Raw genomic sequence first — 16,313 nt, 5'->3', positions numbered from 1 at the left:
AAACTCGGGGCTACCGCCAAGCTAAGTAATTGATAAAGGTTAACAATGAGCATTCAACCCCATATTCTCGTCGCGCCCCATCAAGTCAGTGAAAAAGCCGTCGTCTGCGGCGAACCCAATCGAGTCAACCGCATCGCGGCGCATCTAACTGATGTCGAATCATTGGCGGATAACCGTGAGTTTCGACTGATGCGTGGTCGTTATGGCGACACTACAGTCACCGTCTGCAGCACTGGCATTGGCGCGCCCTCAGCGATCATTGCCCTTGAGGAACTGTATCAATGCGGTGTAAAGCAACTTATCCGCATCGGCTCTGCTGGTGCGCTACAACCGCAAATAGCCATAGGCGATGTGATTATTGCCGAGGCCGCCGTTCGTGATGATGGCGGCTCTGCCAGCTATGTAAAGCCCGGTTTTCCGGCCTGTGCCAATCATCACTTGGTCGGCAAACTGCAAGCATATTGCGCACAGCATCATATATGTGCCCATAGCGGCGTAGTGCGCTCCCACGACAGTTTTTATACCGATCAAGAACAGGAACTCTGCCACTATTGGCATCGCCAAGGCGTGCTCGGTGCCGATATGGAAACCGCTGCGTTATTCACCGTCGGCCGACTGCGCCAGCTTGAAGTGGCGGCGATACTCACCAACGTAGTGCTATTTGAGCAGGATGTTAAAGCAGGCGTTAATGACTATGTAGCATCGTCCAAGGCAAGCGCCCAAGGTGAGCGACATGCCATTTTAGCCGCGCTCAACGCCCTGCGTGATTAGGGCGAGCAAGGCTAAAGTGACCCGCATTGCCGCTAAACACAGCATCCAGATAACCACAAAGCCATGCTCTTAATGGCGCAGCCAATGCGCCACTCTCCCATTCAACTCACACTATCATTCACGTTCACCCCAATCCCTCCAACAGAGTTTGTAGCGCCACAACTGCGGCGACGCGCATTGTGCGCTATCATCCACCGCTACCAAAGTGCCTGTATGCACGGATTAACTGATTTTATGATCGAATAAGTATCAATCCTGCGGTGAAATGCGTACCTTAATCGCATTAGTAATCCGCAACTATCATCAACATGCAGTTACATCCTGAACTCTCTAGCCGCTTTGGCGACACCTTAAACGAGCAGCGCGAACTCTTTAAGCAAGCTTTATTTCAGTGCCAAACGGCCAGCCGCCACTTTGCCCCCGGAGATATCATGTTGCAACAGGGGCAAAATGTGCGTGAGCTCTACGTGGTATCAGTCGGGAAAGTCGCCATGTATACCAGCGCCAATAATGGTCGGCGCTTTCAACTAGGCGAGCTAAATTGTGACCAACATATTTTTGGCGAAATTGAGTTTTTTACCCAACTGCCCTGCCAGTGGACTGTGGTGGCCGAAGAGCAAATAGAAGCCGAGGTAATTTGTGCGGCCAAACTGCAACAATGCATCATCACGCAACCGCAGTTAGCACTGTTTTTTGCCTCCGCGCTGGCATGGGATTATCAAGACTCAATGGCAATCTACACCAACCGCCTATTGCACCCTATCGCCGTAAATATCGCCCTAGATTTGCTACAACGCAGCCAAAACAATCTCGCCCTCGGAGCCTTTAACAAGGTCGAACAGGAAGCCGAACGCTTCGGCACCAGCAGTCGCGTCTACCGCCGCGCACTCAACTCCCTGATTGAACTCGGCCTTGTCGAAAAACGCGATCAGCAGCTGCATATTATCAACCCAAAGGCGCTAGCCGCTTTTATTGCTGAGTAGTTTAACTTTCAAGGGGGTTTTGCTATCCAAATAGCCGCTATAACCCATCAAATCATCTTAATATGCGGCAATTTTCAGCAATTTCCTCTTCAGATGAATCAAATCTCAAAAGGGCTAATCCCATTCCAGCTTGATAATCCCCATATGACTTTTTAACAGACGCTATTTATGTGACAGCTGCTGCAAATCTTGAGTATTTTAGTAAGGATTTATTGCACCACTTTAAAGCCGCAAATATTATGCATGTAAATTATTTGCGCTTTGGAGTGTTGTTATGCTGTCAGCTAATCTCTCGTCTGGTCCTCAAATAGAAGACCCCTCAATCTCACCATGGCTTGATCGTAAAGTGGGTGAGTTAGTTGCTGAGGATTTTCGTCGCGCCCATGTGTTTAGCCAATTTGGTATCGATTTCTGCTGCGGTGGTGGTAGAGCACTGATCAAGGCCTGTGAGCGAGCAGAAGCAAATCCTGAGCAGGTTGTTGCGGCATTGGAGGCAGTCTCGGACTCTGGCGCTAAAGAAAATGAGCTCAATCAGCTACCCCTCGACCAGTTGATCTATTATATCGAGCAAACCCACCACCAATACGTTCGTGCTAAGGCGCCATTATTGCTCGAATATTCAGAGAAAATGGTACGCGCCCATGGCGAGCATTATGCAGAGATTATTCCCTTCGCTGGTTGGGTACGCGCCTTAATTGGAGATTTAATGCCGCATTTGATGAAGGAAGAAAATATCCTCTTCCCCGCGATCCGTGCCATGAGTCAAGGTGAACAAGTGCAAGGTTGTTTTGGTCATATCGGCAATCCTATCAATGTGATGCAACACGAGCATGAAGAAGCTGGGCAAATTTTGCAAAAGCTACACGAGTTAACCAATGACTTTACGCCGCCGGAATACGCCTGCACCACATGGCGCGTATGTTATGCGACTCTCGTCGAATTTGAGGCGGACTTGCACCAACACATCCATTTAGAGAATAACATCCTCTTCCCCAAGGCGTTGCAACTTGCCTAATAAACAAGATTGATTAACCACAAGGGCTGGCACAACTGCTGGCCTTTGTTATTTTGGCGTGTTACAAAAAGTGGTGTGCCTTGCTAGGATAAGCCGCCATGACATACCCCACATTCGCACTCGATGATATTGGTTCACTGCATGAATCCGCCCAAGTGGAGTTTAAGCTCGCGCGGGGCCGCGATGGGCAAGGTCAATTACCTGAAGATATTTGGGCAACCTATAGTTCCTTCGCCAATACCTTAGGTGGCGAGATTATCCTCGGGGTGCGTGAAGAACATGGTCACTTCACCATTGAAGGCATTCCTAATCCACTACCCGTATTACAGGAATTTTGGGAAATCCTCGATGACCCAAGCCGCACCAGCCATAATATTTTGGCGATTTCCGATGTGCAGCTGATTGAAATTATGAATAAAAAACTGATAAGAATTCGCGTACCGATCGCGCCAGAGCACCTAAAGCCTGTATTTATCGGTACAGATCCTTATACGGGGACTTATTTTCGTGTGGGAGATGCCGACATGCACGCCAGCCGAAGACAGGTTACACAAATGCTGCGCCGCGCCCATCACTGCAATAAGCAACTTAAGGCGCGGTAGTATTTCTAAAAACCCGCGAGTAAATAGCCACCCATAGCAGCAATCGCCACGCCCGATACCCGCATTAGGCTGCGCTGTCCGGTGACCCGCTGCATGCCAAGCCCTAGCATAACGCCACCTAAATGGATAACCGCAGTACCGAATAAGAAACCAAAAGCATAGAGCACGGGACTGGCGAGTTCTGGCATTTCCATGCCATGGGCATGCCCGTGGAAAATCGCAAACACGCCGACAAATGCCATCGCAAACAACAGCGGTAATTGGCGGTCAAAGGCAATCGCCAGCCCAAGCAATAAGACAGATAACGCAATGCCAATTTCGACAAAAGGCACCGGAATCGCGTATAACCCTAAAATACCACCCACCAACATAAAACACACAAAGGCTAAGGGCACAGTCCAAATAGCGCGGCCGCCCAATTGAGTACTGAGCATGCCCACACTTAACATGGCAAGGAGATGGTCAAAGCCTAAAACAGGATGATTAAAGCCCGCCATAAAACCACCACCGGAGTGGATTTCGTGCGCCGACGCAGGGGCAATAAACGATAGACTCAAGAGAAGCAACAGACTTAAACGCACCATAGCAGTTCCTTGTTAGTGAAAGCGTAACAACTGAGTTAAACAAATGCTAATACTCTACGGCAAAACGATATGCCAATCCTTGATCCCTATCACTTTAAATAGGCTGCTATTCTTTTAAGGCAATAACATTTCCTGTAATGAATCGAGGTTCGCAATTTCCATATGGGGCAAGAGTGCTGCAATAGGCAGCGACGCCACACGGCCAAAACTCGGATTCAGCCAAACCGACTGACACCCCGCTAAACGCGCACCGCGAACATCGGCGTTCATACTATCGCCAACGTGCAGCAGTTCATCTAAGCCAATATCTAACCTTTCGCAGGCCTGTGAAAACATATCTTTAGCAGGCTTCATCCGTACACCACAGCCAGGATGCAGCACAAATTCGAACACATTACTTAAGCCGATACGCTGTGCGTCCACATTGCCATTGGTGATACCAATCAAGCGAAAGTGGGCCGATAAGCGCGTGAGTAGTGCCAAGACGTCGTCTGAAACCTGAAAATGGCTGCGATGAAAATAAAAACAATCCAAACCTTCCTGCGCGCCACGTTTTGCCTCAGGTTCACTATAACCGAGCAGTAAAAGGCCTTTGTGCAGGGTCGCAATTCGCGCCGCAGAGGTGTCATGGGCAAGGGCCGGATTTTGCTGTATCAGTTGCAACTTGAGCAGTCGCCATTGCTGCGGTTGCCAAGCTTGAGTCAGCGGATAAGCCTGATGCAAAAACTGCGTGAGCTCGGCCTCGGCGTTAAGAATGTGGGGCTCGTTATCGTATAAGGTATCATCGAGATCGAAGCTAATCGCACGAATCTTCTGGGGTCTAAGATAACAACGCATTATTTATCCTGTTGTTTTTTCGCTCTAGGATGGGCGTTATCATACACCTTAGCTAAGTGTTGGAAATCTAAACTGGTATAAATTTGCGTGGTAGATAGGTTTTCGTGGCCTAATAATTCCTGCACCGCCCGTAAATCGGCACTGGATTCCAGCATATGCGTAGCAAAGGAATGGCGTAACTTATGGGGATGCACCCGCATAGAAAGCGCCTGCTCCTGACCCCATTTGCTCATCCGCGCCTGAATGCTGCGATGGGATAAACGCTTGCCCTTCTCGGTGACAAACAATGCGCTATCTTCGCAGGGAATTTGTTTGCGACACTTAAGCCAAGCACTGATGGCTTCTATAGCATAACGCCCCACAGGGACGATGCGCTCTTTGTTGCCTTTGCCTAAGACGCGCACTTCATGCTGGTCGTATTGCACACTGGATAAGTCCAGCGCCGCCAACTCAGCCAAACGCAATCCGCTGGAGTAGAATAGCTCCATAATGGCTTTATCACGCAGGGTCAGTGGGTCATTACCCTCAATTGAGAGCAGATGCGAGATAGAATCGACGTCGATATTCTTAGGTAACGGTTTGGCTTGTTTGGGCGCGCTCAGTCCCTTAGCTGGATTGAGTTCAATCACGCCTGAGCGCAATAAAAACTCTCCCCACTGTTTGATGGCCGACAACCACAATGATAGCGAGCGTGGGCTTAAGCCCTTGCGGTGCAGCTTAGCAAGCACCTGTTGCCAATGCTCACGGCCCACATTGAGCAAATCAACGCCCTCGGGCAGTAACTCGCTTCCCCGCTGCAACTCGTACATATAATTGCGAACCGTATGCGCCGATAACTGTCGCTCCGACTGCATATAGGTTTCAAATTGCTGCAAATAGGACTGACACTGCGGGGGCATCTCCAGCTCCTCATCATTAGGGAATTGAGGCAAGGCGGACCATGTACCTTAAAGTTTGGCCAGCATATGTGCGAGTAACCGACGTAATTGTTCGAGCAACATATTGTCCATATCCGGATGGAAATGAGTAGCATCATGACTAGCGATGGCAAAAATTACTGGAATATTATCGGCTAACTTCACTAACGCGACTGAGCCCACTTCGCTACCAAACAGGCGTTTCGCTTCCTGCTGGGTTAAGCGGCCAAAGTAGTAATCCTTACGTAGGCGCTGCGCCCAAATCGCTTGCATCTCAACATCAGCGTCTAACACACTGATAAGACGCACATGGGTAAAATTAAACTGCGTCTTTAAATTATCGGCCAGCACTTCTTTAAGCGCTTCTAAATTAACGCAATTGAGTAACTTAAAAGACAGCTCAGTGTTAAACCGAAATATCTTTTCATTGCGTGCCGCCATCGCCAGCAGACTGGTGATTTCCTCTTCGAGTTGCCCAACCCGTTGGCGCAGTAACTCTTGACGACGCTCGACTAAAGAAATCGCGCCGCGCTCCGAATGGGGCAAACGCATCGCCAATAACAGCTCGGGATATCGATTAAAAAAGTCTGGGTTATCGAGTAGGTACTCGCGAATAATCAACTCATCGAAGGGAAGATTGGTCTGCGGCATCAAAGGCTCGGTCATAACTGAATTTGTCCATCGTAAACGTGCTGCGCAGGTCCCGTCATCCATAGCGGTTTGCCTTCACCTTCCCAATTGATGGTTAAGGTGCCACCCGGCAAATCGACACGCACCTGTTGGTCAAGTTTGCCTTGGACCTGCCCTACCACCACGGCGGCACAAGCGCCTGTGCCACAGGCTAAAGTCTCGGCCGCACCACGTTCATAAACTCTAAGCTTGATATGGCCCGAGTTCACCACCTGCATAAAGCCGACATTTACCCCGCGCGGAAAACGCTCATGCCTAGTGAGCAGCGCGCCAATTTCGGCGACATTGGCGTTAGCAACATCTTCGACATCGAGCACGCAATGGGGGTTGCCCATAGAGGCCGCGCCACATAAAAAGGTTTGTTGCGGCGTTTGCAGCAGATAGGTTTTTTCGGCCTTTTTGGCTTTGAAAGGAATTTGGCTTGGGTCGAGCACGGGCACGCCCATGTTCACAGTAACGGTGCCGTCACGTTCGAGGCGCAGAGTCATCTTACCCGCAGAGGTGCTTACACGAATTTTATTCTTATTCGTCAGTCCTTTATTGCGAACAAAGCGCGCAAAACAACGGGCGCCATTACCGCAGTTTTCGACCTCACCACCGTCGGCATTAAAGATACGATAGTGAAAATCCAAATCGGGATCATAGGGCGGCTCAACCAGTAAAAGTTGGTCGAAACCTATGCCAAAGTTACGGTCGGCTAAACGGCGGATCTGCTCAGGCGAAAAGAACACGTTCTGCGTGACACCATCGACCACCATAAAATCGTTGCCCAGTCCGTGCATCTTAGTGAATTGGATCAAGATACTTATCCTTTAAGCCTAGGCGCCGCCATTAACTAGCCAAGCGCCTGAATCAATATAATTTTCTAGTTTACGGCAGGAGTTGCTCACCTTGCCAGAGCTGCGCTAATTTTTCTCGTTCACGCACCAGATAAGCCTTGTCACCATCGACCATCACCTCGGCCGCACGCGGACGAGTGTTATAATTTGAGGCCATGGCAAAACCGTAGGCACCACTCGAGCGCACAACCAGCAAATCCCCCGCCGCAATCGCGAGTGCTCTATCTTTACCTAAAAAGTCACCGGTTTCGCACACTGGCCCTACGATATCAAATACTTGTGCCTGTTCATCCCTTGGATTTACCGGAATGATATTTTGCCAAGCACTATAGAGTGCGGGGCGAATTAAGTCGTTCATCGCGCCGTCGACAATCGCAAAACGCTTATCGCTGTTTTCTTTAAGGTACAGCACTTGAGTCACGAAAATCCCCGCGTTAGCGGCAATGGCGCGACCCGGCTCGAAAATTAACTTGAGTTTGCGCTCGCCTAAACGCGCGAGCAGTGCAGCAGCGTAAACATCAGGATGCGGCGGCGTTTCATCGTCATAGGTCACCCCTAAACCGCCACCCACATCGAAGTGTTCAATCACAATGCCTTGATCGGCCAGACGGTCGATAAGGGCTAACATTCTGTCCATCGCATCGAGGAAAGGCTGGATCTCGGTCAGCTGTGAGCCAATATGGCAATCGACCCCTTTGACCTGCAAGTGCGGCAAGGCATGGGCGCGAGCAAATACCGCTTCTGCTTCGTCCATGGCAATACCGAATTTGTTTTCTTTAAGACCAGTAGAAATATAGGGATGCGTTCCGGCATCGACATCGGGATTCACCCGCAGCGACACGGGGGCAACTTTACCTAAGCGGCCTGCGACCTGATTTAACTGTTCAAGCTCGGCGCTCGATTCGACATTAAAGCAATAAATACCGAGGTTAAGTGCCTGTTCCATTTCGGCAACGGTTTTACCCACGCCCGAAAATACCACTTTGGCCGGGTCGCCACCGGCTTCAATCACCCGCGCTAACTCACCGCCCGAGACAATATCAAAACCACTGCCTAAACGAGCCAAGACATTCAATACGGCTAAGTTCGAGTTGGCTTTCACCGCGTAACACACTAAATGTGGATGGTCGGCCACCGCATTGTTAAACGCATGCCAGTGACGTTCGAGCGTCGCACGGGAATAGATATACAGTGGCGTGCCATACTGCTGGGCTAAATCATTGACCCGACAGCCTTCGGCGTACAGGGTATTGTCTTGGTAGAGAAAGTGATCCAATGTCCGATTCCTTACTGCGCTTTGTTGTAATTATGCTGATTATTATTGTGTTTTTTCAGTTTCAGCTTGAGGCTCCGCCGGATTAGCAAGGGTTGCTTCTCTCTCAGGCGCCTTGACTTTTTTAGACTGACTCACCTCTGCGGCAGAGGATTTATACAGGGGGCCTTTTTGACCGCATGCTGTAATGAATAGGCTACCAAGCAATAACAATAAAAACAGTCTCATTTTTCTCAACATCTGTGCATCTGGTGACTAATAGCCTTATAATCGCACCCATCTTGACGAAAGCAAAGGACAGAAATGCATGGCCATGACAGATACAGAATTTCACCAGCTCGCCGATGACATGTTCCAAGCGATAGAGACCGCTATCGAAACCGCAATTGATCAACAAGACGCCGATGTGGATATCGATGCCAGCGGTAACGTGTTACAGCTGGAATTTGTCGATGGTTCGAAAATCGTCATCAACAAACAAGAGCCTTTACATGAAATCTGGGTTGCGACCCGTTTCGGTGGCTATCACTTTGGTTTTGTTGATGGTAAATGGATTGATGGTCGTAATGGTGGCGAGTTTATGCCCTTTGTGCAGGACTCCATCCTTCGCCAGAGCGGTATCGCATTGAGCCTATAATAGGCGGATATGACATTGCTAAGCGGGAAATGATTCCCGCTTAAAACTCCACATTGGCATTATTGATATCCACCCCAAAAGGCATCACGGTCAACTCGCCGGCCACCCGCACCAGCTGGAAAAACTGCGGAATATTAAAGCGTGCTTTTGATGCATAAAATTCATCAAACACATAGTGATGACTCACCTTGTTAACCAGTTCGCTCATATCCGAACCAGACTGCACATAATGGCTTAACTGATTTTCCTCATCGAGAATAAACACATCTAGGCTGTCAGCGCGTTGGCGCAGAAAATATTGAATCGCGCCCTTAGCCGCAAAGTTTTGAATAATTTTCGGCATACTCGAAAAGGGATCGTCGCCCAACTCAGGCCGAGGTAATTGCACCAAATGACTGCGTGACAGCTGCTGATAAAAGGATTTGGCATCGCTCAAGTCCTGATACGCCATGCCTAATGGATTAAAGAAAATCCCATAACGGGTATGACTGATTTGCAACGGTTGCACTAATGTGCTCGATTGCTGCACTTGTTGGCAAAGGCGCACGGTTTGTTTCAGCAGGTTTTTCACCGCTAACTTAAGTTGTGGCCTAAGTTTTTGCGAGCAGCTAATCACATCCATATCAACGGGATGGGTTGCTCGTCTTAATCCCGGCGTGACAAACGATAGCGCCTGCAACACCGCAGTTTCACCCTCAAAACGATGGCATTGCCACTCTCCCCAACTATTGAGACAGATGGCATCGAGGGCGCCGAGCATATTTTCTTTCTTACGGCCCAATGAAAACACGTTGGCATTCATCACATCGACCATCATCTCTTGCCCATGCCAATTGACGGTAGGATCACAGTCGAGATTAAGGACAAAAATAAGCTTTCTAAAATGCCAGGGCTGACATAAATCGAGTTTCGACACTCGCCAATCATGGTCAATAAAATTAAGCAGTCGCCTTGAGGCTTCTGTCAAACGGCTAGATTTGGCTTTGCCCTGACCAAATTCATACCATTTGGTTTCCAAGGTCGAGACCCCATTTAAACAGGCCCAGATCATTAACGACGAAGGACTTTTCCCTTTACAAATAGCTGATTCACCTAAAAGATTGCGGGGAATTGGTCCCTGACGATAGAGGTAATACAGATTTTCCTTGGCACTAGACACCATGGTCACTTCAGATTCGGCAACCGATCGGCTCCAGAGTAAATTCAACTTAGCGATTTGGTCTTCATCTTGGCTGAAGTAAGTGTGCAGTTTGCGAGTAAGCATCCCCAACTCTTCAATCCTGAGTCCCTCGTTTAACTCATGGGTCGAGGCGAAACGCAGTAAGGTTTGATAACTCGCCAGCAATAATTCATTGAGTTGCTCATTAAACCAATTGAGCTGGCCACTATGCCAATGCTCGCAATCATCTAAGGTAGTGATCAAACTGTCGGGCCACTGCCACTCCTGCACCAGCTTTTGCATCTTGGCATAACGCCAATCTTTACCCTGAGCCTCCACACTCAAAAACACACCGCATTTGAGGTAAAAACAGCGACGTACAATCTCGAGTCGGCGACTATCATTTTGCTTTAATAGGTAAGCCTCAATAACCTCATAAATCGCGTAGTAGGCATCGTTAGAGGCGGAGAAATCTCCCCCTAAGGTCTTTTGCCATAACCTGTCGCACAAGAGTTGCGAATGGGGGTATTCACTCGCATAGGCCTCAAGTAGCAGTACTTTTATCAACGCCTTATGGGGCTTATTAAGGCCTTTATAGAGCTGCCAAAGCGAAGCTCCAAAGTACTCACTTGCCGGTAACTCATGCACATTGCCCAGGTATAACAGCTCAGGATTGAGCTTGGCATCCGGCCACCATGCAACGGTTTTGCCCGCCAATCGAATTTGGCTACGGTAAAACTCCTCAAGCAATAACCAGTGCTGAGTACTACCACTGTGCTCATGGGCCATCGACGATTGGCAGCCCGAACGCTGCGCCATATCCCCACAAAATTGCAGTGGGTGAACTAAATAAAAATTCACCTCAAATTGATACTCGGCAAACCAGGCGGTTAAACGCTCGGTTTTTAATTTGATTAAGGCTAAGTCGTCATCACATAACTGCGCGTTGTGCACTAACCACACATCCACATCGCTCTTAGCATTTTGACCAAAGCTTGCAGTGCTGCCCATGGCATAAACGCCTTCAAAGGCTGGATTTTCAACCTCGCTGGCAATAAAGGGGAGCTTAAATACATCACAGGCCTGAGCCTCAAGTGAGTCAGGACAATAACCTTGGATCCCACACGGCGTATTGACATCGACAAAGCCAGGATACTGAACGCTATTCTGCTGAATAAGAAAGGGGATTAAACGGAACAAATGCTTTTGCAGCGGCGAAAGCAAAGCCAAAGCTCGTGCAATACGAACTTGATTAAGTCTTTCTGCGATATCAGGAAATTGACCTTGCTGATCCATCCTAGAACACGACACTTAAGCACAATTGAGAAGTGTGCTCATGTTAACACTTTTGCAAAGCGGAGCAACTAAATGAGATATCCATCACACTTTTATACTATTTAGAACACCGCCGACTTCAAAGAATCGATACGGCTTCCTTACATTCGCGAATAGCCAATGTTAGCATTGGCGCAACTAAGATCTCGGATGGAAACTAGGCATGTCTGAAAACCGCATACGTATCGCTACCCGCAAGAGTCCGCTAGCCATGTGGCAAGCTGAATTTGTTAAAGCAGAATTAGAACGCGTTCACCCAGGTATCGTGGTGGAACTATTGCCAATGAGCACCAAGGGCGATGTTATCTTAGACACTCCCTTAGCAAAGGTTGGTGGTAAAGGCTTGTTTGTAAAAGAACTCGAAGTCGCCATGCTGGAAGATCAAGCCGATATCGCAGTGCACTCAATGAAAGACGTGCCAGTGGATTTCCCCGAAGGCTTAGGGCTGGAAGTGATTTGTGAACGCGAAGATCCGCGTGATGCCTTTGTGTCTAACCTGTATAAGTCAATCAGTGAGCTGCCACTTGGTGCAACAGTCGGCACCTCAAGCCTACGTCGTCAGTGCCAGCTACGCGCCTCACGTCCAGACCTGATTATCAAAGATCTGCGCGGCAACGTCGGCACCCGCCTAGCGAAACTCGATAACGGCGAATACGATGCGATTATCCTGGCTGCGGCAGGTTTAATTCGCCTGAAGTTATCAGAGCGTATTGCCAGCTTTATCTCTGCCGAAGAATCCTTACCCGCCAACGGTCAAGGCGCTGTTGGTATCGAGTGCCGCAATAACGATGCACGCGTAAAAGCGCTTTTAGCACCTTTAGAGCACTTAGAGACTCGCTACCGGGTGATCGCCGAACGCGCCATGAATACTCGCCTCGAAGGTGGCTGCCAAGTACCTATTGGTGCCTTTGCCGAAATAAACGGCGATGAGATGACACTGCGCGGCCTCGTGGGTAATCCCGATGGTAGTCAAATCATCGAAGGCGTGATCACAGGTCCGAAGACCGAAGCCACGCAACTCGGTGTCGCCCTCGCGGAAGAACTGCTGAGTAAAGGCGCCAAAAGCATCCTCGACGCTGTTTACGCAAAAGCCTAAGACGATGAAAGTCTTACTGACGCGTCCCGAGGGGCGCAATCAGTCCATGGTCGATGCCTTAACTGAAAAAGGTATCGACCACTGCGTTACCCCACTCCTCTGTGTCGAGGCTACGCCTCCTCTTCCCCCAGACACTTCGCATCCACTCGCTAATGTCGATATGGTTATCTGCATCAGCGCCAATGCGGTGAGCTTTGCTGATGCTGCGTTTAAAGTCGATACAGCCCAAGTTAAAGACTGGCCAAGCGTGCCTTATTTCGCCGTGGGTCATGCAACTTGGGAAGCGCTGCAAGAGAAGGGAATTGAGGCTCTCGAAGCACCAGATGATTGCCAGCAAACAGAAGGCTTGCTGACATTGCCTGCACTGCAACATATCCAAGGCAAACACATCACTATCATTCGTGGTGTCGGTGGCCGTGAAGCCCTCGCCGAGCAACTGAGTGCCAGAGGTGCGAAGGTCCGCTATTGGGAAGTCTATCAACGCGCTTGCCCGCCACTCGATGGCGCAGCTGTAAGCCAACAATGGCGAGACTTAGGGATAGATACTATCGTCGTGACGAGTGGTGAAGTACTGGATAATCTGATTAATCTAGTGCCAAAAGAGTTATTTGCATGGCTGCGCTCATGTCATATCATAGTCCCCAGTAACCGAGTAGAAGCTCAAGCTCATGCCTTTGGTATAACCCAAGTCACCAATGCCAATGCCGCCAACAGCAAAGCCGTGCTAAACGCCCTTAAACTCTAAGTGCTATTTAGCCCGATTTTACTCGAATTTCGGCAGTAGCATGATTTTAAGGACTGTTAAATGGATAACAACAAGCACGACGCCCAAAGCCCAGAGTCACAGGCTACCCCAGTTCTCGCTCCGTCGGTCAATACCGATGACGCTGCGCCACAGACCCAAGCTTCTGAACCCCAGGCCAATCAACTCGAAGATAAAGCCGTTAAACCTGCCGATACTAAGCCGCAAGCCAGCAAACCCGAATCGACTCAAGCGGCTCGCCAAGTGTTGCAAGTGAATCGCAGCTCCTGGGCGATTCGTTTCGGTGTGTTACTGGCCTTAGGCTTAACCGTTTGCACCATAGGTGGCGGCTATTTGCTGTATCAACAAATGCAGCAACAGCTTCAATTGCAAGAGACAAAAAATCTAGCCCTGCAAGATCAGTTGCAGCAGGCTTTACTCGTCCCGAATCAGCGCATTGCACAGCTTGAGCAACAACAACTATCCGATGCCAAAACCTTCCAAGAATTGTCGAAACTCGCCACGGACCAAAGCCAGTTGCAGGACAGATTAAATAAGCTGGCCCAACGTAGCCCAACCCACTGGATGGCCTCGGAAGCCGAATATTTGGTGAACATGGCGGGTCGTAAACTTTGGCTCGAAAAAGATCCGCGCACGGCGACCGACTTATTAAAGTCAGCCGACGAAACCATTGCCGCGATGAACAACCCAGCCTTACTGCCAATCCGTAAGGCACTGGCCAAGGATATTGCTGCGACTACCAATATTAAGAGTGTGGATATTGAAGGTGGTGTACTAGCACTCGATGCCTTAATCGCTCAACTCGACAAATTACCGCTAAACCGTGCCGATGCTGATGCAAGCGCCACTGAAGATACCGCCATTTCTGGCGATCTGAATGATTGGCAAAGCAATCTAAGTAAAACTTGGAAGGCGTTGACCCAAGATTTTATTACCATTCGCCACAGAACCGCCGATGCGCCAGCCCTACTTGCTCCAGAGCAACAATGGTATCTGGTTGAGAATATCCGCCATAAACTGCTGCAATCACAACTGGCACTCTATCGCTATGATAGAGCCGCTTATCATCAATCACTGATGATGGCGCGCCAGTGGATCCAAACCTATTTTGATGTTCAAGCCCATCAAACTAGTGAAGCGATTGCCGAAATCGACAAGTTGGCAATACTCGAGCTTGACCCGATCACCCTGAAATCCTTTGCCGCTAAACCGCTGTTATTACAGTTAACCAGCTATGGTGAACTCACCTCTTCAGAGGAACCACAGCTATGATTAAGGTATTAATATTTCTTGGTATTATACTTTTAGGCCTATGTATCAGCCCCTGGATTGTTGGTAATACGGGTTATGTATATATCGCAGCGGGTGACTATCAACTTGAGACCAGCTTAGTCTTTGGGATCATCATGTTAATCGTGTTCTATGCCCTATTCCAAATACTGGAATGGCTAGTGATCACTGTGATTAATCTACTGCTACGTAGCCGTTTTATTCCGCAACATTGGCGTCGCCGCTCCGCTAAAAAACACACCCTCATCGGCGCACTTGCCATTGCCGAAGAAGATTGGCCTGCGGCAGAGCGCGCCATGATTAAAGGGGCCGACAACGGTGAACTGCCCGCATTAAATTTGTTAGCCGCAGCACGCGCCGCGCAACACCAAAATAAAATTGCAGAGCGAGATCAATATCTTGCCCGCGCAGAAGCCCAACCTATGACGGCCAATGCGGTAGCAACCACTCGTACCCGTTATTTACTCAAACAAGGTGAATTAGCCTTAGCCAGAGCGGAACTCGATAAGTTAGCTCCAACCAGTAAGAGTAAAGCCCCAGTGCTGAAACTCGCCCTCGAGTTATATCGCGCGCAACAAGACTGGGAAGCACTTAAGCTATTGCTGCCAATATTGAAGAAACGCCAAATTCTAGATGATGCAAAGTTAACTGCACTAAGCGTTGAAACCCATTGCGCCCTATTAAAAGCGGCGAGTCTTAAAGGGGAAGATGCCCTAGAGCAATGCTGGCAATGGCTTTCACGCGATGAACGTAACCAGTCTGAGTTTTTAGCGATTTACGCCATGGGCTTATGCCGCTTTAATCGTAAAGACCAAGCGCTTAAATTACTCTCGAAAAAGCTACGTAGCTCGCCAGAGTCAGCACTGTTAGAAGTGATCCCACAGATCGTCACCGCCCATGACGAAGAGATCCGCAAGCAATTGCTCAAGCATGAAATCACCCATGAGAATAATGCTGATTACCAAAAATGCTTAGCACTGCTGTATCAACAAACCCGCGACATGAAAGAAGCGAAAACCTGCTGGCAGAATGTGTGTCGCCTTGCCCCGAGTAAAGACTCTTGGCTTGCGCTAGCACGCATTCAAGAGCAATTAGGTGAACAAGGCAACGCTAATCAAAGCTATCGCCAAGCGGTAAACCTATAATATTTTGCCGTCGCAGCCCCATTAGCGGGTTGCGACAATGCTTGTTGAGCAGGTATTGCCTAAGCAAATTTATTGGTTAATAACTGAAGTTGGCGGTCAACCTCTTGCACATCTCAAACAATTCATAAAACTTTAATATCTATTTCAAGCACAAATTGTTATAAAAATGTTTAAACATAGAAATCAATGACACTAGATACAGTTGCATTTGTGATTTAAGATACAACATCTAGTTTTTTGGTTTATAAACGACATTATTCAGTCTCTCCTCCCGTAAAACCCAGTCACAGCAAGCCATCTAGGCGCGTCAAAAAATTGACTTGCGCTACTTACCCAGCTAAAATTTCACCACTTGTATCACAATTCTGCATTTTTGT

General features: G+C 48.8%; 17 protein-coding genes. 9 read left to right on the top strand and 8 right to left on the bottom strand.

Annotated features, from left to right (window positions below; all coding sequences use genetic code 11):
• The first annotated feature begins 45 nt into the window (after positions 1-45).
• The 4 genes from EYR25_RS20290 to EYR25_RS20275 all read left to right on the top strand — a co-directional run bounded on the left by EYR25_RS20290 (position 46) and on the right by EYR25_RS20275 (position 3,371).
• Positions 46-771, top strand: a complete 726-nt coding sequence (locus EYR25_RS20290) for a nucleoside phosphorylase (protein WP_133182524.1) — start codon at positions 46-48, stop codon at positions 769-771.
• Positions 772-1,079: 308 nt separating this feature from the next.
• Positions 1,080-1,754 (top strand): Crp/Fnr family transcriptional regulator, encoded by a 675-nt coding sequence (locus EYR25_RS20285; protein ID WP_133182522.1) that lies wholly within the window; start codon positions 1,080-1,082, stop codon positions 1,752-1,754.
• 274 nt (positions 1,755-2,028) lie between these two features.
• Positions 2,029-2,769: an iron-sulfur cluster repair di-iron protein gene (ric, locus tag EYR25_RS20280; RefSeq protein ID WP_133182520.1), complete on the top strand. Its 741-nt coding sequence runs from the start codon at positions 2,029-2,031 to the stop codon at positions 2,767-2,769.
• Between the two features lie 98 nt (positions 2,770-2,867).
• Positions 2,868-3,371 (top strand): AlbA family DNA-binding domain-containing protein, encoded by a 504-nt coding sequence (locus EYR25_RS20275; protein WP_133182518.1) that lies wholly within the window; start codon positions 2,868-2,870, stop codon positions 3,369-3,371.
• A gap of 5 nt (positions 3,372-3,376) precedes the next feature.
• On the opposite strand, the gene EYR25_RS20270 is transcribed toward EYR25_RS20275, so the two are convergent.
• From EYR25_RS20270 to lptM, 7 genes are all read right to left on the bottom strand, one after another.
• On the bottom strand, positions 3,377-3,955 hold the full coding sequence (locus tag EYR25_RS20270; RefSeq protein WP_023266363.1) for a HupE/UreJ family protein: 579 nt from the start codon (positions 3,953-3,955) through the stop codon (positions 3,377-3,379).
• 114 nt (positions 3,956-4,069) lie between these two features.
• The gene (locus EYR25_RS20265) at positions 4,070-4,792 is read right to left on the bottom strand and encodes an HAD-IA family hydrolase (protein WP_133182516.1); all 723 of its coding nucleotides are present in this window, start codon (positions 4,790-4,792) and stop codon (positions 4,070-4,072) included.
• The gene (gene xerC / locus EYR25_RS20260; protein WP_133182514.1) at positions 4,792-5,691 is read right to left on the bottom strand and encodes a tyrosine recombinase XerC; all 900 of its coding nucleotides are present in this window, start codon (positions 5,689-5,691) and stop codon (positions 4,792-4,794) included. Before xerC ends, EYR25_RS20265 begins: the two co-directional genes overlap by 1 nt.
• 48 nt (positions 5,692-5,739) lie before the next feature.
• The gene (locus EYR25_RS20255; RefSeq protein ID WP_023266360.1) at positions 5,740-6,375 is read right to left on the bottom strand and encodes a DUF484 family protein; all 636 of its coding nucleotides are present in this window, start codon (positions 6,373-6,375) and stop codon (positions 5,740-5,742) included.
• Positions 6,372-7,199 (bottom strand): diaminopimelate epimerase, encoded by an 828-nt coding sequence (gene dapF / locus EYR25_RS20250; protein WP_133182512.1) that lies wholly within the window; start codon positions 7,197-7,199, stop codon positions 6,372-6,374. Before dapF ends, EYR25_RS20255 begins: the two co-directional genes overlap by 4 nt.
• 70 nt (positions 7,200-7,269) lie before the next feature.
• On the bottom strand, positions 7,270-8,514 hold the full coding sequence (lysA, locus tag EYR25_RS20245; RefSeq protein WP_133182509.1) for a diaminopimelate decarboxylase: 1,245 nt from the start codon (positions 8,512-8,514) through the stop codon (positions 7,270-7,272).
• A gap of 42 nt (positions 8,515-8,556) precedes the next feature.
• Entirely contained in the window at positions 8,557-8,739 is a 183-nt protein-coding gene (lptM, locus tag EYR25_RS20240) for an LPS translocon maturation chaperone LptM (RefSeq protein ID WP_165953598.1), read from the bottom strand.
• Between the two features lie 79 nt (positions 8,740-8,818).
• On the opposite strand from lptM, the gene cyaY reads away from it, so the two are divergent.
• Positions 8,819-9,148: an iron donor protein CyaY gene (gene cyaY / locus EYR25_RS20235; protein ID WP_023266356.1), complete on the top strand. Its 330-nt coding sequence runs from the start codon at positions 8,819-8,821 to the stop codon at positions 9,146-9,148.
• A gap of 40 nt (positions 9,149-9,188) precedes the next feature.
• Here the strand turns inward: cyaY and EYR25_RS20230 are convergent, their stop codons facing one another.
• Positions 9,189-11,603, bottom strand: a complete 2,415-nt coding sequence (locus EYR25_RS20230) for a class I adenylate cyclase (RefSeq protein WP_133182505.1) — start codon at positions 11,601-11,603, stop codon at positions 9,189-9,191.
• A 202-nt stretch (positions 11,604-11,805) separates the two neighbouring features.
• Here EYR25_RS20230 and hemC point away from each other — a divergent pair, with 202 nt between their 5' ends.
• Genes hemC through EYR25_RS20210 form a run of 4 tightly spaced genes read left to right on the top strand, consistent with a single transcriptional unit; the run spans position 11,806 to position 15,936 of the window.
• The gene (gene hemC / locus EYR25_RS20225; RefSeq protein WP_133182503.1) at positions 11,806-12,738 is read left to right on the top strand and encodes a hydroxymethylbilane synthase; all 933 of its coding nucleotides are present in this window, start codon (positions 11,806-11,808) and stop codon (positions 12,736-12,738) included.
• 4 nt (positions 12,739-12,742) lie between these two features.
• Positions 12,743-13,483 (top strand): uroporphyrinogen-III synthase, encoded by a 741-nt coding sequence (locus EYR25_RS20220; protein WP_133182502.1) that lies wholly within the window; start codon positions 12,743-12,745, stop codon positions 13,481-13,483.
• Between the two features lie 60 nt (positions 13,484-13,543).
• Entirely contained in the window at positions 13,544-14,773 is a 1,230-nt protein-coding gene (locus tag EYR25_RS20215; RefSeq protein WP_133182501.1) for a uroporphyrinogen-III C-methyltransferase, read from the top strand.
• Complete coding sequence (locus EYR25_RS20210; RefSeq protein WP_133182500.1) at positions 14,770-15,936, top strand: heme biosynthesis HemY N-terminal domain-containing protein; 1,167 nt, start codon at positions 14,770-14,772, stop codon at positions 15,934-15,936. The genes EYR25_RS20215 and EYR25_RS20210 overlap by 4 nt, the downstream gene beginning before the upstream one ends.
• The last annotated feature ends 377 nt before the right edge of the window (positions 15,937-16,313 follow it).

Source organism: Shewanella decolorationis, assembly GCF_004354305.1.
In the GTDB taxonomy this organism is placed as follows: Bacteria; Pseudomonadota; Gammaproteobacteria; order Enterobacterales; family Shewanellaceae; genus Shewanella; species Shewanella decolorationis.
Note: the sequence above shows the minus strand (reverse complement) of the source record. Positions and strands in the feature narration are given on the sequence as shown.

What these genes read in the sequence shown, in the direction of transcription:
- EYR25_RS20290 (WP_133182524.1), top strand. Translation starts at nt 46, where the DNA reads ATGAGCATTCAACCCCATATTCTCGTCGCGCCCCATCAAGTCAGTGAA.
- EYR25_RS20285 (WP_133182522.1), top strand. Translation starts at nt 1,080, where the DNA reads ATGCAGTTACATCCTGAACTCTCTAGCCGCTTTGGCGACACCTTAAAC.
- ric (WP_133182520.1), top strand. Translation starts at nt 2,029, where the DNA reads ATGCTGTCAGCTAATCTCTCGTCTGGTCCTCAAATAGAAGACCCCTCA.
- EYR25_RS20275 (WP_133182518.1), top strand. Translation starts at nt 2,868, where the DNA reads ATGACATACCCCACATTCGCACTCGATGATATTGGTTCACTGCATGAA.
- EYR25_RS20270 (WP_023266363.1), bottom strand. Translation starts at nt 3,955, where the DNA reads ATGGTGCGTTTAAGTCTGTTGCTTCTCTTGAGTCTATCGTTTATTGCC.
- EYR25_RS20265 (WP_133182516.1), bottom strand. Translation starts at nt 4,792, where the DNA reads ATGCGTTGTTATCTTAGACCCCAGAAGATTCGTGCGATTAGCTTCGAT.
- xerC (WP_133182514.1), bottom strand. Translation starts at nt 5,691, where the DNA reads ATGCCCCCGCAGTGTCAGTCCTATTTGCAGCAATTTGAAACCTATATG.
- EYR25_RS20255 (WP_023266360.1), bottom strand. Translation starts at nt 6,375, where the DNA reads ATGACCGAGCCTTTGATGCCGCAGACCAATCTTCCCTTCGATGAGTTG.
- lptM (WP_165953598.1), bottom strand. Translation starts at nt 8,739, where the DNA reads ATGAGACTGTTTTTATTGTTATTGCTTGGTAGCCTATTCATTACAGCA.
- cyaY (WP_023266356.1), top strand. Translation starts at nt 8,819, where the DNA reads ATGGCCATGACAGATACAGAATTTCACCAGCTCGCCGATGACATGTTC.
- EYR25_RS20230 (WP_133182505.1), bottom strand. Translation starts at nt 11,603, where the DNA reads ATGGATCAGCAAGGTCAATTTCCTGATATCGCAGAAAGACTTAATCAA.
- hemC (WP_133182503.1), top strand. Translation starts at nt 11,806, where the DNA reads ATGTCTGAAAACCGCATACGTATCGCTACCCGCAAGAGTCCGCTAGCC.
- EYR25_RS20220 (WP_133182502.1), top strand. Translation starts at nt 12,743, where the DNA reads ATGAAAGTCTTACTGACGCGTCCCGAGGGGCGCAATCAGTCCATGGTC.
- EYR25_RS20215 (WP_133182501.1), top strand. Translation starts at nt 13,544, where the DNA reads ATGGATAACAACAAGCACGACGCCCAAAGCCCAGAGTCACAGGCTACC.
- EYR25_RS20210 (WP_133182500.1), top strand. Translation starts at nt 14,770, where the DNA reads ATGATTAAGGTATTAATATTTCTTGGTATTATACTTTTAGGCCTATGT.